The sequence below is a fragment of the Devosia sp. 919 genome, from assembly GCF_013185965.1.
GTDB lineage: Bacteria > Pseudomonadota > Alphaproteobacteria > Rhizobiales > Devosiaceae > Devosia.
Map to the genome: position 1 here is coordinate 79,339 of NZ_JABAOL010000003.1, position 15,019 is coordinate 94,357.

At 64.3% G+C, this 15,019-nt stretch carries 14 protein-coding genes; 7 read left to right on the plus strand and 7 right to left on the minus strand.

From position 1 onward, the window contains the following. Positions 1-12: 12 nt before the first annotated feature. Positions 13-1,458 (minus strand): ABC transporter substrate-binding protein, encoded by a 1,446-nt coding sequence (locus HRQ64_RS18785; RefSeq protein ID WP_172125727.1) that lies wholly within the window; start codon positions 1,456-1,458, stop codon positions 13-15. A 363-nt stretch (positions 1,459-1,821) separates the two neighbouring features. Between HRQ64_RS18785 and HRQ64_RS18790 the strand changes: the two genes are divergently transcribed. The 4 genes from HRQ64_RS18790 to HRQ64_RS18805 are packed head-to-tail and all read left to right on the plus strand — an operon-like array spanning position 1,822 to position 5,999. Further along, the gene (locus tag HRQ64_RS18790; RefSeq protein ID WP_172125633.1) at positions 1,822-2,994 is read left to right on the plus strand and encodes an exo-alpha-sialidase; all 1,173 of its coding nucleotides are present in this window, start codon (positions 1,822-1,824) and stop codon (positions 2,992-2,994) included. Continuing rightward, entirely contained in the window at positions 2,991-3,941 is a 951-nt protein-coding gene (gene pdxA, locus HRQ64_RS18795) for a 4-hydroxythreonine-4-phosphate dehydrogenase PdxA (RefSeq protein ID WP_172125635.1), read from the plus strand. The genes HRQ64_RS18790 and pdxA overlap by 4 nt, the downstream gene beginning before the upstream one ends. Then, the gene (locus tag HRQ64_RS18800) at positions 3,938-4,867 is read left to right on the plus strand and encodes a dihydrodipicolinate synthase family protein (protein WP_172125637.1); all 930 of its coding nucleotides are present in this window, start codon (positions 3,938-3,940) and stop codon (positions 4,865-4,867) included. Before pdxA ends, HRQ64_RS18800 begins: the two co-directional genes overlap by 4 nt. Then, entirely contained in the window at positions 4,860-5,999 is a 1,140-nt protein-coding gene (locus tag HRQ64_RS18805; RefSeq protein WP_248308279.1) for an iron-containing alcohol dehydrogenase, read from the plus strand. The genes HRQ64_RS18800 and HRQ64_RS18805 overlap by 8 nt, the downstream gene beginning before the upstream one ends. A gap of 36 nt (positions 6,000-6,035) precedes the next feature. Here the strand turns inward: HRQ64_RS18805 and arsC are convergent, their stop codons facing one another. Next, positions 6,036-6,458 (minus strand): arsenate reductase (glutaredoxin), encoded by a 423-nt coding sequence (gene arsC / locus HRQ64_RS18810; protein WP_172125639.1) that lies wholly within the window; start codon positions 6,456-6,458, stop codon positions 6,036-6,038. After that, positions 6,455-7,453, minus strand: a complete 999-nt coding sequence (gene murB, locus HRQ64_RS18815) for a UDP-N-acetylmuramate dehydrogenase (RefSeq protein ID WP_210258717.1) — start codon at positions 7,451-7,453, stop codon at positions 6,455-6,457. The genes arsC and murB overlap by 4 nt, the downstream gene beginning before the upstream one ends. 154 nt (positions 7,454-7,607) lie before the next feature. Here murB and HRQ64_RS18820 point away from each other — a divergent pair, with 154 nt between their 5' ends. Together HRQ64_RS18820 and HRQ64_RS18825 are read left to right on the plus strand one after the other, a co-directional pair. Next, on the plus strand, positions 7,608-8,429 hold the full coding sequence (locus tag HRQ64_RS18820) for a universal stress protein (RefSeq protein ID WP_172125643.1): 822 nt from the start codon (positions 7,608-7,610) through the stop codon (positions 8,427-8,429). 71 nt (positions 8,430-8,500) lie between these two features. After that, positions 8,501-10,006: an acetyl-CoA hydrolase/transferase family protein gene (locus HRQ64_RS18825; protein WP_172125645.1), complete on the plus strand. Its 1,506-nt coding sequence runs from the start codon at positions 8,501-8,503 to the stop codon at positions 10,004-10,006. Between the two features lie 38 nt (positions 10,007-10,044). On the opposite strand, the gene HRQ64_RS18830 is transcribed toward HRQ64_RS18825, so the two are convergent. After that, the gene (locus HRQ64_RS18830; RefSeq protein WP_172125647.1) at positions 10,045-12,816 is read right to left on the minus strand and encodes a glycoside hydrolase family 2 TIM barrel-domain containing protein; all 2,772 of its coding nucleotides are present in this window, start codon (positions 12,814-12,816) and stop codon (positions 10,045-10,047) included. Between the two features lie 158 nt (positions 12,817-12,974). On the opposite strand from HRQ64_RS18830, the gene HRQ64_RS18835 reads away from it, so the two are divergent. Further along, on the plus strand, positions 12,975-14,027 hold the full coding sequence (locus tag HRQ64_RS18835; RefSeq protein WP_248308280.1) for a LacI family DNA-binding transcriptional regulator: 1,053 nt from the start codon (positions 12,975-12,977) through the stop codon (positions 14,025-14,027). Here HRQ64_RS18835 and HRQ64_RS18840 read toward each other — a convergent pair. Genes HRQ64_RS18840 through HRQ64_RS18850 form a run of 3 tightly spaced genes read right to left on the minus strand, consistent with a single transcriptional unit; the run spans position 14,011 to position 14,882 of the window. Beyond that, positions 14,011-14,262, minus strand: a complete 252-nt coding sequence (locus tag HRQ64_RS18840) for a DUF5985 family protein (RefSeq protein ID WP_172125649.1) — start codon at positions 14,260-14,262, stop codon at positions 14,011-14,013. The two genes, HRQ64_RS18835 and HRQ64_RS18840, sit on opposite strands and share 17 nt — an antisense overlap. A gap of 3 nt (positions 14,263-14,265) precedes the next feature. Then, on the minus strand, positions 14,266-14,535 hold the full coding sequence (locus HRQ64_RS18845) for a DUF5985 family protein (protein ID WP_248305167.1): 270 nt from the start codon (positions 14,533-14,535) through the stop codon (positions 14,266-14,268). Next, positions 14,532-14,882: a hypothetical protein gene (locus tag HRQ64_RS18850; protein WP_127754619.1), complete on the minus strand. Its 351-nt coding sequence runs from the start codon at positions 14,880-14,882 to the stop codon at positions 14,532-14,534. The genes HRQ64_RS18845 and HRQ64_RS18850 overlap by 4 nt, the downstream gene beginning before the upstream one ends. Positions 14,883-15,019 lie beyond the last annotated feature (137 nt).

Here is a 15,019-nt window from a genome sequence, read left to right on the forward strand (position 1 = left end):
AGTCGTGGCGGCTTACTTGAAGCCGATTTCCGAGAGCTGCAGCTGCTGGTTGGTGGCGATGGTGGGCGTGAAGTCGAGACGCTCACTGACGCGGCTATGGCCAACCATGTGGAAGAGGAGCGCATCGGCAACCACTTCGTCATGGACATAGGCAAACAGCTCGGACCAAAGGGCAGCGCGTTCCTCACCGGTAGCGGCAGTGGCGCGCTCGATCAGATCGTCCGCCTTGGGGTCGGAGATGCCCGACTGGGTGCCGTTGCTGTGGTACTTGAAGTACATCGAGAATACCGGGTCGCCGCGCGAATTGTCGTGCTGGGCGACAACCAGCTGGGCAGGACGGCCTTCGGGATAGGGCTTGGAGTAGTACTGCTCGTGCTCGGCCACTTCCACCATGCGCAGGCTGGCATTGAAGCCCACTTCGTTGAGCATCTGCACCAGGGCTTCGCCGACTTCGGTGACATGGGGGAAGTTCTCGGTGCGCGCGATCACCTCGATGGGCGCCTTGATGTTGACGCCTTCGGCCTCGGCCTCCGCGAGCCAGGCCTTGGCTTGTTCGGGGTCATAGGCATGGGGCTCAAGGTCGGCGTTCCAACCAAGCGTCGTCGGCGGGACCATGGCGGTGGCGAGTTCAGTGCCGGCGGCGAGCACGGTGCCGATGAAGGCCTCGCGGTCGATGGCGGCGTTCAGCGCCTTGCGGACGCGCAGGTCACCCATGGGCTCGACGGTCTGGTCGATGCGCAGATAGACGGTTTCGGAATTGGGATAGGTGAAGTCGGTCGCCGGGTTGGTGGCTTCCACTTCGGTGATCTGGGGGGCGATATCGGCTTCGCCAGTTTCCACCATAGCCGCGCGCACGGCGGGCTCGGAGCGGAACACATAGGTGGCCGAGGTCACGGCCGGAGCCTCGCCCCAGTAATCGTCGCGGCGGGTCAGCACGATCTGCTGTCCGGCGGTCCAGTCAGTCATGGCATAGGGGCCGGTGCCGATCGGCTCACGCACAAATTCCATAGGCGTTTCGGAGGGCACGATGGTCACGAGCGACATCAGCAGCGGCAGAATGGGCTGGGCGGGCTCGGCCTTGACGTCGATGGTGTTGTCATCGACCACGGTGAAGGTCAGGTCGGTGTCGGCGAAATAGCGCGCGCTTTCGCAGGTCAACTGGTCGCTGAACACGCGGTCAAAGGAGTGCTTGACGTCGGCAGCGTCAAAGCTGGTGCCGTCCGAGAAGGACACGCCCTGGCGCAGCTTGAACTGCCAGGTGCCGTCGCCTTTGTCTTCCCACGATTCCGCCAGGCGCGGCATCAGACCCTTGTCGCCGCGCACATCGAGCTCGGTCAGGGTTTCGCTGATGTTCTGGAGCACGACGCGGCCGATATTGGACCGGGTGGCCATGCAGGGATCCACCAGGTCGAGCTCTTCGCTCAAGACCACGGTGATATCGGTATCGGACTGCGCCATTGCCGGGGCAATCGCGGTGGAAGCCAGCAGAACGCCGACCAGAATGCGTTTGAAGATCAATTCTACCTCCCTAAGGCAGCTTGCGGATGGATGAACGCCGCTGCGAAGCGCTCCCGCTCGTTCCTCCGGACGCGCCGATAACAGTCGGCTTGCCGTTGGCCGGCACTATCTAGCGCTGTCATGGAGTTGTCAAACGAATTTGGGCGAGTGCCGCTGCGGCGTTCCGTTCTCCGATATAAGACGCTGATTACAAACAACAATCTTGGCACCCCTTAGACTTGTCCGTGTGAGATGTGGCAATAATAACTTGACAACATGGATTGTCCCGCCGAGTTTGCGGCAACCAAAACCGTGGGGAGAGACATGACTCCAGACCAAATCGCCGCTCGCATGACGGGGGAGATCCTGCCCGGGCAGGACGGCTTGCTGGAGGCCTATCTGCCTTCGCCCATGGTGCAGAACCATGCCGCCTTCATCGAGCGCCTGGAGGGTGGCACGCTGGCTTGCCTGTGGTTCGGCGGCACGCTCGAGGGGAAGTCCGACATCTCCGTGTTCGGCTGCACGCTGGCGCCCGGCGCCGAGCGCTGGTCCGAGCCGGCGCAGCTGAGCAATGATCCCGAGCGCTCCGAGCAGAACCCGGTGCTGACGCGTAACGAGCGCGGCCAGTGGCAGCTGTTCCACACCGCCCAGCCCGCTGGCAACCAGGACGAGTGCCTGCTGCGGGCCCGCCCGATCACGCTCGAAAATGGCCTCCTCGCCGGAGGCGAGCCGCGGCTGGTCGATCTGCCCTTGGGTACGTTTGTGCGCGCCCGCTTTGTGCGCCGCGCCGATGGTGCCTGGATGATGCCGGTGTTCCGCTGCATCCCACGCCCCGGGCAGCGCTGGAACGGCAGCCATGATACCGCGGGCGTTGCCGTCAGCCATGACGATGGCGAGAGCTGGCAGCTGACCGAAGTGCCCGGCTCCATCGGCTCGGTGCATATGACCATCGTGCCGCTCGATGGCGAGCACATGGTGGCCTTTTATCGCCGCCGGCAGTCGGACTTCGTGCACCGCTCGGAAAGCCTTGATGGTGGCCTCACCTGGTCGGCCCCCGAGCCGACCGATGTGCCCAACAACAATTCCTCGATCAATGTGGTGCGTCTGCGCGATGGACGGCTGGCCATGGTGTGCAACCCCGCATCCGCGGCCACTTCAAGCGATCGGCGCGTCTCGCTTTATGACGAGATCGAAGCGGGCGACGATCGGCCCGACGCCACGGGCGGCTGCCAGCCGATCTGGGGCGTGCCGCGCGCGCCTCTGAGCCTCTGCGTCTCGAGCGATGGCGGGCTGACCTGGCCCCTTCGTCGCGTCATCGATGACAGCCCCGGCACGTGCCTGTCCAACAATTCGGAAGACGGCCGCAACAAGGAATTGTCCTATCCCTATCTGCTGGAGGGCGAGGATGGGGCGATCCATGTCGCCTACACTTATTTCCGGCGGGCAATCAAATATGTCCGGCTGCCCCAGGGCTGGATCGATGGAGGCGCTGCATGAGCGATGTAATCGGCATTACCATGGGCGACCCCGCCGGGGTCGGACCCGAGATCAGCGTGCGCGCGCTCAGCGAGATGAGCCCCGAGGACCGGGCGCGCACCCGCATCTATGGCGACCGGGCGACGCTGGAGCTGGCGCTGGCCGCCACCGGCGTGACGCTCGATCTTGATGGCGTGGTGGAAGACCTGCCGATTGAAGGCGGGCCGCTGCCCTGGGGCAAGCTCGATCCGCGCGGCGGCGACGCCGCCTTCCGCTTCATCGAAAAGGCAGTGCGCGATGCCGAAGCCGGCCGCATCGGCTGCATCGTGACGGCGCCGATCAACAAGGAAGCGCTCAACCTGGCCGGGCATCACTATGATGGCCATACCGGCATGCTCGCGGCCCTGACGGGGCAAAAGTCGGCCTTCATGCTGCTCGCTTCCGAGCGGCTCAAGGTTATCCATGTCTCCACCCATGTGTCGCTCAAAACAGCGATCGACCGGGCGACGCCCGAGCGGATCCTCGCGACCATCCGCGCCGGCAACGAGCATCTCAAGCGCATCGGCTACGCCAAACCGCGGATTGCCGTTGCGGGCATCAATCCCCATTGCGGGGAAGGCGGTTTGTTCGGCACCGAGGACGATGTGCAGGTGGCTCCCGCCGTCGCCATGGCCCGTGCGGAAGGCATCGAAGTGCAGGGGCCGATCTCGGCCGATACGGTTTATCACCGCGCCTATAATGGCGGGTTCGACCTCGTGATCGCCCAGTATCACGATCAGGGGCATATCCCGATCAAGCTCGTGGCCTTCGATACCGCGGTCAATGTGTCGCTGGGCCTGCCGATCGACCGCACTTCGGTGGACCATGGCACGGCCTTCGACATTGCCGGCACCGGCAAGGCCAACCACACCAATATGAATGCCGCGATCGCTTATGCGCGTCGCCTTGTTGCGGGAAAGAACACATGAATACGGCCCTGAACCTGCCCATCCATGGGGTGTTCTGCGCTTCGGCCACGCCGGTTGCGGCGGATGGCACGCCTGACCACGCTGCGTTCGCCGCCCATTGCGATGCGCTGCTCGATGAGGGTTGCGACGGCATCGCACTATTGGGCACGACGGGAGAGGCCAACAGCTTTTCCATTGCCCAGCGCCAGGCGCTGCTCGAGCAGGTGATCAGCAGCGGCATCGATCCGCAGCGCCTGCTGCCCGGCACTTCGCAGACCAATGTGCCCGATACCGTGACCCTCGTGCGCCATGCCGTGGATGCGGGGGTCAAGGCCGTCGTGGTGCTGCCGCCCTTTTACTACAAGGGGGTAAGCGACGAGGGTCTGTTTCGCTTTTATGCTGAGGTGATCGGGGCCGTGGGCAGCGATGCGCTGCGCGTCGTGCTGTATCACATCCCGCCCATCGCTCAGGTGGGCTTGTCACTCGAATTGGTGGGCCGGCTGCGCGAGGCGTTCCCGGGCGTGATCGTCGGCATCAAGGACAGCTCGGGCAAGCTCGAGAGCATGCAGGCTTTCGCTGGCGCCTTCCAGAATTTCTCGGTGCTCTCGGGCGCCGATCCCTTCATGCTGCCGCTGCTGCAGTCGGGCGGGGCGGGGTGCATCACCTCCTCGTCCAATTTGATCGGGGCGCATCTGCGCGTCGTTTTCGATGGCTGGCACGATCCGGCGCAAGCCGAGCAGGTGGCCCGGGCGCAGAGCCGGATCGAGGCCTGGCGCAATCTCTCCAATGCCTATGTGCAGCTGCCCACGATCAAGGCGATGCTGGCCAAGCGGCGCGGTCATCCCGGCTGGACGCGCGTGCGCCCGCCGCTGGTGGAGCTCGACGCGGCTCAGCTCGAAACTGTTTGGGGCCAGATGGCCGAACTTGAGGCGCAGGACAATGGCTGAAGCCACTCTTTCCATGGCACGGCCGATTACCTTGCTGCAGCCGGCGGGGCTGGAAATCGGCGCCGGCGCGATCAGCAAGCTCGGCGAATGGGCCGGCGCGTTCAGCCGCGTCTTCGTTGTGGCAATGCCGCCGACGGAGGGTTTTGTCGAGCGGATCGGCCTTGCCGGTGAGTTGCAAGTGTTTGTCGACCTGCCGCCCGAGCCGGACCTGCCGGCGGTGGAGCGGGTGCTGGCCGCCGCTCGCGCCTTCAAGCCCGATCTCGTGATCGGGTTGGGCGGCGGCTCGGTAATGGATGTCGCCAAGCTCGTGGCCGTCCTGTGGGACAGCTCGGAAACCATTCTTGATGTGGTGGGGCCGGGCAAGGTCAAGGGCCGGCGCACCGCATTGGCGCAGGTGCCGACCACTTCGGGCACCGGCTCGGAAGCGGGCATCCGCGCGCTCGTCACCAATCCCGAGACGCTGGCCAAGCTCGCGATCGAAAGCCAGTTCATGCTGGCCGACCTCGCCATTCTTGATCCGGAGCTGACCTATTCGGTGCCTTCGGCGGTGACGGCAGCGACGGGCGTTGATGCGCTGGCCCATTGCGTTGAGGCCTTCACCAATATCAAGGCCCATCCGCTGATCGATGGCTATGCGCGGCTGGGGATCGAACTGGTCGGGCGCTATTTGGCGCGGGCCGTGGCCGATGGTTCAGACACCGAAGCGCGGGCCGGCATGATGCTCGCCTCCTATTATGGCGGGATCTGCCTCGGGCCCGTGAATACGGCGGCTGGGCATGCGCTCGCTTATCCGCTGGGCACGCGGCTCAAGCTGCCCCATGGCCTCGCCAATGCGATCATTTTTCCGCATGTGCTGGCCTTCAACCAGCCTGCTCAGCCGGAAAAGACTGCCGAGATCATGGCCTTGCTTGGCCTGCCGGCAGCAGAAAACCCAGAAGCGGTGCTGGCCGGGGCGATGCAGTTCTGCCGGCAGCTGGGGGTCGAGATGGGCCTTGGCGCCCATGGCGCCGAAGGGGCGGCCTTGCCGGACTGGGCGGTCGAGGCCCATGCCATTCGCCGGCTGATGGACAACAATCCCCGCACGATGACCGCCGAGGATGTGCTGGCCATCTACCAGGCGGCACTGAACTGACGTTTGCGGCGCCGGGCAAGACCCGGCGCTGCGCGATCAAACCACGCGGCGGCCCTCGGCATCGACCACCACTTCCCCATCTTCCTTGGTGAAGGGGCCGATCGCCGGGTTCTCCAGAATCTCGAGCACGAGCTCGGAGGGGCGGCACAGGCGGGTGCCCTTGGCAGTCACCACAAAGGGCCGGTTGAGCAGGATCGGGTGCGCCGCGATGGCGTCCAGCATGGCCTCCTCATCGACTAAAGGGTCCCCAAGCCCCAGCGCGTCAAAGGGCGTTCCCTTCTGGCGCAGCGCCTCACGCAGCGTCAGGCCAGCATCGGCAACGAGCTGGCGTATCGCGGCGCGGTCTGGTGGGGTTTTCAGATATTCAACCACGTCCGGCTCGACGCCGCTTTGGCGGATCATGGCGAGGGTGTTACGCGAGGTACCGCAATCGGGATTGTGGTAGATGGTGACGCTCATATCGTTTCGGGCTCCTGCACCAGGATGACGCCGAATTCGGCCTCAACGCCCGCGCGGACGCGTTCGCTGATCTCCGCAATATCGGCATAGGTGGCGCCGCCATGATTGACCACGACAAGGGCGTGCCGCTCGGACACGCCGGCGCCGCCAATGCGCAGGCCCTTGAAGCCGCTCTGCTCGATCAGCCATCCCGCCGATAGCTTGCTGCGCCCATCGGGCTGCGCATAAGCGGGCGCGGCGGGATAGGCGGCGCGAATGCGCTCGAGCGTCAAGGAATCCACCACCGGGTTGTGAAAGAAAGAGCCGGCATTGCCGGTCTGGGTCCAGTCGGGCAGCTTGGAGCGGCGCAGCGCCACGACGCGATCCATGACCGCCTGGGGGCTGGCATCGGATGGCAGCTCGGACAGGCCGGCATAGCCCAGATTGGGCGTCCAGGCGCGGGGCAGGGCAAAGCGCACTGCGGAAACGATGAAGCGGTCGGGATCGCGCTTGAAGAGGCTTTGCCGATAGCTGAAGGCGCAAGCGGCCGCGTCGAGTTCGACAAAGCGCTGCTCATGCGTGTCATAGGCGGTGAGCGACGCGAAGCGGTCCGCCAGTTCAAGCCCATAGGCGCCGATATTTTGCACCGGGGATGCCCCGACCGTGCCCGGGATCAGCGCCAGGTTCTCGAGCCCGGGCAGGCCGCTCGCGACCGTATGAGCGACGAACTCGTGCCAGTTCTCGCCGCCCCCGGCCTCGATGATGGTGTGCTCGGCGGTTTCGTCGATGATCTGGCGGCCCGTGATCGCCATCTGCGCGACAATGCCCTCGAAGCGCGGGCGCAGCACGACATTGCTGCCCTGACCGAGAATGCGCAGCGGCAGGCCCAAATCCTTGGCCGCGTCGAGCAGGGCGGGAATATCGGCGGGCGTGTTGATCGTCGTGCCAAAGCGCGCCTTGGCTGACAGGCCAAAGGTGTTGCAGGGTCGCAGGTCGAAGTCGGGAATCAATTGCATCGGCATACCCGCTAGCGGGCCTTGATGGTTTGAGCAAGGCTCCGCGTGGCAACGGAGGTGGCCCGCCGACTTGACCGAGGTCAAGGTCGCCCCGCCTTGGCCTTGCTAGTCTGGTGTGGTGGCCCTGTGAGCTGGCCCGCAACGGGAGTGGCAGATGAAGGATATTGTGGTTCAACTCACCGGGTCCCCCGAGGACGAGTTTCGCCTGACCACCGCCGAAACAATTGCCCGCAGCTTCGAGGCGCACCTGACGGGGCTTCTGGTGCATATGCGGCCCGAGATTTTTGCCGGGCCCGAAGCGTCACTGGGCTTGATGTTGCAGGAAATGATCAACGAGGCCGAGCGGCTCACGCGCGAGCGGCAGGCAGCACTCGAGGATCGTCTCGACAAGATGGGATTGCCCACCGAGCTGCGCGTGGTTTCGGGTTTTGCCGGGACGGTGGGCAGTCAAATGGCGGCCGAGGCGCGGACCGCCGACCTTTTCGTTGGCACCAGGCCCTATGGGGAAGGAGCGCAGGATTCCCAGATCGAGGAGGCCGTGTTGTTTGAATCGGGCACCGGCTGCTTGTGGCTGCCGCCGATGAAAGCTGCCGCGAGCGCGCTCGATATGGTGCTGGTGGCGTGGAAAGACACACGTGAATCATCGCGAGCGGTCAAGGATGCGCTGCCGCTGCTCAAACTGGCGGGGCGGGTCGTCGTCGCCATGGTCACCGATGAGGCGGGTGAAGCCAGCGGCGTGGTCGAGGGCGGCGATATTGCCCTCTATCTCAGCCGGCATGGGGTGGCGGTGGAGCTCCGGGAGATCGCCGGCTGGCGCAATGCCGCCGAAGCGATCCAGAACGAGGCGGAAAAGCTGCGCGCCCAACTGATTGTTGCCGGTGCTTATAGCCATTCGCGCATGCGCGAGCGCCTGCTAGGCGGCGTCACCCGGGTGTTGCTGAGTGAAGCGGTGATCCCGGTGTTCATGTCCCGCTAGGGCAACTGGCAGCAAATCACGCCCGGGCCGCGCGCCCGCTTTTCCCCCCCAACTACCCTGGTGCTGATGTGTTGAACCAAGCCGAACTCGCCGCCCGGATCCGCCGCCCCGAACTGCTCGAGCGCATTTGCACGGCGCGCGAAGCGGCCGACCGGCTGGGTAATGGCATGCTGGTGGGCATGAGCGGGTTCACGCGCGCCGGGGACGCCAAGGCGGTGCCGCTGGCCATGGCGGAACGGGCAGCGCTTGACCCGTTCACGATCACCCTCATTACCGGGGCCTCGCTGGGCCATGACGTCGACCGGGTGTTGACCGAAGCGGGCGTTTTGGCGCGCCGCATGCCGTTCCAGGTGGATACAACGCTGCGCGCCGCCATCAACCGGGGCGAGGTGATGTTTATCGACCAGCACTTGAGCGAAACGGTGGAGCATCTGCGCTCGGGGCAACTTGGGGTGATGGACTACGCCATTGTGGAGGCGGCAGCGATCACCGAGACCGGGGGCATCGTGCCTAGTACCTCGGTGGGCAATTCGGCCAGCTTTGCCGTTCTGGCCAAAAAGCTCATCGTCGAGATCAACCTCGCCCAGCCCCTGGCCCTCGAAGGGCTGCACGACATCTATTTCCCCTCCAAGCGCCCCACGCGCCTGCCGATCCCGATCGTTGCCGTCGATAGCCGGGTGGGCCTGCCTTATGTGCCGATCGATCCCGACAAGATCGTGGCGATTGTCTTGACCCATACTGCCGACAGCGCGTCCAACAATGAACGGCCCGATGCCGATACCAACGCCATCGCGGATAAGCTTATCGGCTTGCTGGAAAGCGAAGTGGCCGCCGGACGGCTTGATCTGTCATTGCAGCCGCTGCAGGCGGGGATCGGCACCATCGCCAATGCAGTGCTGGCGGGGTTGGGCGATGGGCCGTTCCATCACCTCAAGATGTATTCCGAGGTGCTGCAGGATTCCACCTTTGATCTGTTTGATACCGGCAAGCTGGTGTTTGCCTCGGCCTCGTCGATCACCCTGACGGCGGAATGTGCGGGGCGCGTCTTCACCAATCTTGACCGTTATCGCGATCGGCTGGTGCTGCGGCCCCAGGAAATGAGCAACCACCCCGAAGTGGTGCGGCGGCTCGGGATCATCGCGATCAACACCGCGCTCGAGTTCGACCTTTATGGCAATGTGAACTCCACCCATGTGAACGGCACCCAGATGATGAATGGCATCGGCGGCTCGGGGGATTTTGCGCGCAACGCTTATCTGTCGATCTTTGTGACGCGATCCATGGCCAAGGGCGGCACGATCTCTTCGGTGGTGCCGATGGTGAGCCATGTGGATCACAGCGAGCATGACGTCGATGTCGTCATCACCGAATGTGGCCTCGCCGATCTGCGAGACCTGGCGCCGCGCGAGCGGGCCCGCGCCATCATCGACAATTGCGTGCACCCCGACTACCGGGCGCAGCTCGAGGATTATTTCACGCGCGCCAGCGCCCGGGGCGGGCATACGCCCCATCTGCTGGAAGAAGCACTGTCCTGGCATCAGCGCCGCATGAGCACGGGCAGCATGCTCGCGGGCTGAGGGCTGGGGCCGCGGCGATAGCGGCCCCTTGTTTGTGCTTAGTTTAGCTCCAGCTGGGCGATGGTGGCGAGCATGCCATCGAGCAGGGTTGCGGCCACCGGATCAACGCCGGGCGGGTCCTGCATCACCCGGAAGGTGGTGGCAACCAGCGCGCCGCGCCCGATCCGGCGCTCGATGATGGTGGCCGCTGGCTTATGCACCCAGCCCACGACCAGCCCGGCATGCACGAGGCCGTCATATTCCCAGTCGCGCATGCCCCCGAGCACATGGCGGGGGACGACCCGGTCATAGGCGATGTCCAGCATGGGGCCGCCGGGCAAGGCCGCAAAGGCAACATTGCGCTTGATCCAGCTGAAATTGGCGATCCAGTCGCCGCGCCAGATCGTGCCCTGGCGCGGGTGGAGCGCGATATTGGGCAGCTGGGTTTCAAAGCCCATATGCAGGCCCGGCTGTTCGTCCTCAACCGGCATGTTGGGCGGTTCGCGCCGGGGCGCATCGGCGCGCAGGTTCTTTTTTTCCTGCAGCTTGGGATGGGCTAGCACCAGATAACGCGCGCCAAAGCGCATTGCCTCGATGTCCTGGGCGTCGAGCATGGAAACAACGGTCACATCGGCATGGGCGGCCGATACGATGCTGTAGCCAAGGCCCTGCAGGAAAGCAGCAAGACTGCCGTCCCGAGTATGAAGGCGCAGCTCGCGCTGGGATTGGCGCGGGGTGAAGACCGAAAGGTCGACGCTGTTGCGCGCCAGTTCCTGCTCGCCAATGCGCAAGGCGAAAGACAGCGTCGCGATCCGGTTGCTGTCATAGCCCGGCAGTTGCAGCTCGGTTGGGGTGAGATCGATCACTTCCAGTGCGTCCGCCTGGGGGACGGGGATGGTGCCCGAGGGGCCATCGGCGAGCGACCAGTGGAGGATCGCGCCGGCCGGCAGGCGGGTGCCCCCGGTGGCGATGGACAGGCCAAAGCTGAACTTTTCGCCGGCCCAGCCGGAATAATGCAGGATATTGGGCACGATCACGAGATCGGCGTTGATCTGGGGGAAGCGCTCGTGGAACACGCGCGGATTGCGCCGGATGTCGAGGAGCCCATTGGCTTCCCAATGCACATCGGTGATCTCGGTGATCACATAGCCCTGGATGGGCTGGCGGGCCCGCATCGCCTCGATCTGGTATTTGAGATTGTCGAACTGGTACCACTGCACCTTTTCGATAAAGGCATCGAAGCTGCCGAACACTTCATCGAGATGGTAGGCGGCGAAACGGTTCTGCAGGCCATGGGGATAGGCGGAGTTGTCGCCCCAGCCAAAGCCGGTTTCCATCCACCAGGGCTCCGACCCATCGGGGTTGGCGACCTCGGCAGGCCGGGGCAGTCCCCAGACGCCGAATTCCGAAACGATCAGCGGTTCCTTGCCCGTGCGTTCGGCATCGCCATGGGGCGAAAAGGTCCAGTCGGCCCCGGCTGCGAACTCTTCGGTCAGGCGCTCCCATTCGGTGCGACGCTCGGGCACGGAGCGATAATAATGGTAGTCATTGAGGTCGGTCTTGATGTGGAAATTGGGAATGCAAGGCGAGTTGTCGACCACAAGGCGGGTGGGGTCGAGCGCCTTGAGCCAATCAAAGGTTTCCTTGAGCCAGGCGCGGTGGTCGGCGTTTTCCACCAGCCGCGTGCCCCAGTCTTCGTTGATGATGGTCCAGCAGATGATGGAGGGGTGGTTGCCGTCGCGCTCGAGAATGCCCTTCATCGTCTGGCGCAGCCGCTCGGCCGAAGCCAGGGTCAGGGTCGCAACATTGGGGATTTCGGTCCAGATCAGCATGCCCATCCGGTCCGCCACTTCATAGTAGCGCGGGTCGGGCACCTTGATGTGGCAGCGCAGGAGATTGAGGCCCAACTCCTTGGATTTGCGGAAATGGTCCTCGATGAACTCGAGCGAAGGCGGGGTGCAGATGCCGTCGGGATAATAATCCTGGTCGAGCGCGCCGCGCATATAAAGCGGCTCCCCATTAAGGAACAGCTTGCCATCGCGCGACTCGATCTTGCGAAAGCCAAAGCTGTGCTCGGTGCGGTCGCTGACGCCCACCGGGATGCTGAGCTCGACTTGCAGGCGGTAGAGATGGGGGTGCTCCGGCGACCAAAGCAGCGGGTCCGTGATGGCAAGGCTGAACTCGCTTTGCCCGGCCGTGGCGTCGCCCGTTGCGGTTGCGACTACGGTGCCATCGTTCGCCAGCACGGAAAGGGCGACTTGTGCCGGGGCGGACAGTGTTAGGCGGGCGAGCACCGCGCCGGTATCTGGATCAGGGGTGATGGCGCAGCCGGTGAGATGGGCGACCCCGCGCCGCTCCAGCGTGACTGACTGCCAGATGCCGCCCAAGGGGCCGTACCAGCTTTGCTTGCCGTGAGGGATTTCGGAAAACGGAAAGTCCGGGTAGTTGCGCCGGTCGCCCGAGGGCAGGGTGACCGCGACCTCGAGCTGGTTCTCGCCCCTTGTGCCCGGCGGGAGCACGATCTCAAAGGGCAGGTAGCCGCCTTCATGGCTGCCCAGCGGCGTGCCATTGAGGCTGACTTCGGCGAAATAGCTCACGGCCCCAAAGCAGAGCACCAGCGTGCCGCCGTCCCAATCAGCGGGGACGGAAAAGCTGCGGCCATAAATGGCTCGCCCCGAGGCATAGCGCAGATCGGCGAACTCGGCCTGCCATGGGTTGGGCACATCAGCGGTGCGCGTTCGCCCGTCGCTCTCGTGCGTGAAGCTCCACTCACCATCAAGCGACAGAACTGCCCGCAGTCCTTCGCCCGCTTCAACCGCTGCTTGCGTCATGTTGTGCACTCCGGCCGGGCTGCGCTAATATCAGCTCGGGGTTTGATAATATTATTATCAGCTCTAGCGCTGGCGGAGTTCGCCGGCAAGAGGCTAAGCAAGCCGCACCATCCCACCCCTAGATTGGGTGCGGGGGAGCTTGAGGCAAGGAGAAGGCGATGGGCAAGCGCGCGACAATGACCGACATCGCCAATCACGCCGGGGTTTCGCAAGCCACCGTGTCGCTCGTGCTCAATGAGGTGGAGAATGCCCGGGTCGGGGCGGCCACCCGGCAGCGGGTGCTGGAAGCCGCCGATGCGCTCGGGTACCGCAAGACGCAGCGCCTGCACCGCTCACCAACCGGGGCCCGGGTGATCGGGCTGCTGATCGACGATGTGACGACGACCCCCTTTGCCGCCCAGTTCATCGAAGGGGCGCGCGACGAGGCGGCGCTGCATGATTGCATCGTCGCGGTGTTTTGTACCCGGCGCGACGAGGCGCTGGAAGAAGCGGCACTTGATCTCTTGGCAGCGACGCAATTGCAGGGGGTGGTTTATGCAGCCCTGGTGACCCAGGGGGTGACCCCGCCCGAGCGGCTGAAAGCTATCCCGACCATTTTGTTGAACTGCCACGATGGCGAGCGAAGGTTTCCTGCAGTGTTGCCGGGCGATGTGGCGGGCGCCTTTGCGGCCACCGAAGCCCTGCTCAAGGCCGGGCATCGCCGCATTGCGCATCTGGCGGGGGAAAGCTGGATGGAAGCGGCGCGGGACCGGGAGCTCGGCTATCGCCGGGCCCTCGCGAGCTGGGATGTGCCGGTGGACCCAGACCTCATCCTTGCGGGCGGGTTTACCGTGACGGGCGGGCGCGATCTCACCGCCCAGTTACTGGCGCTGCCCGAGCCGCCCACTGCCTTGTTTTGCTTTAATGACCGGATGGCGGTGGGTGCCTGCGACGCTATCCGCAATAGGGGCCTGCGCGTGCCCGATGATCTTTCGGTGATGGGTTACGACGACGAGGATCTGGTGCGCTATCTGCAGCCGCCGCTTTCGAGCGTGGTGCTGCCCCATGACGAGATGGCGCGCTGGGCGGTTGGGGCGCTGTTTGATGGGGCCGTCATCAAGGCGGAGCGGCCGGTGCGCATGAAAATGGATTGCCCGCTGGCGTTGCGCCAGTCGATCGCTCCACCGCGCGCCTTGGCACGAGGTGATGTCGGCCCTAGCGTCGGTTCTTGAGGACGATGGCGATGATGATGAGCACAAAGGCTGAAAGGCGCAGCAGGTAAAGCCAGCTGCGTTCTTCGGCCGGCAAGCCGGACAGCGCCAGCAGCGCCTGATTGGCCGCCAGCAGCCAGAACGCCGCTGCAAAGGCTGCAAACAGCAATTGGCGGGTGCGCACCCAGAAGCGCAGGAAAAACAGTCCGGAAACCACAAAGCCCATCGTGATCAGGCCGGAAACGAAGTCGAACATCGCCTACTCCGATTCCCAGACCAGACCGAAGATCAACACGCTGACCGCGGCCAGGGAAGCGGCATGCCGCCAAGCCCGCAGGTCGTATAGCGGGAAGATCAAGAGGTCAAACAGGACGATCACGCTGTTGAGGCTCAGAAACAGAAAGCAGATTCCGGCCCAGAACAGCAGGGGCGTGCGGCTGCGCCAGAACCCGCGCAACAGCAGCCAGGTGCAGGCGGTACTGGCCAGCATGCACAGCACGTAAATGGCAACCGGAATAGCCTCGTTCACTTGGATGGCTTTCTGAGCAGGAACGCGTCGGAAAAGGATTGCAGTTTGGCGTTGGACCGACCAACGATTATTCGGCGAATATAGTTGGGGCGGGCGCGATAGTCGCGCTCGAGCCTTGCCACAAAGCCGGCAATGTCGGGCGAGGCTGCTGAAAAGCGCAGCTTGCCCGGCTCGAGTTGCACCACCAGCCCCGCCTCAACCAGGCCCCGCACCGATTGGGCCACGACAAGTTCGCTGCTGCGCAGCTCGGTCACGAGGCTTGTCGTGGTCCAGCTACGCTCGGGCTGGGAATACAGCAGCAGCAAGAGCTCGAGCGACCAGACGGAGTCCAGACAGCTCTCGATCATCTCGACAAAGTCAGACTCAGATGGCGCGGGCGGGCTCATTGCACAGCGGTGTAGGAGCGGTCAACGCATGGATCAACCCTCACAGCGAGTTTCGTTTCGCTTTTAACAAATCCATGCCATCTGTTTGCGCTTGCGCT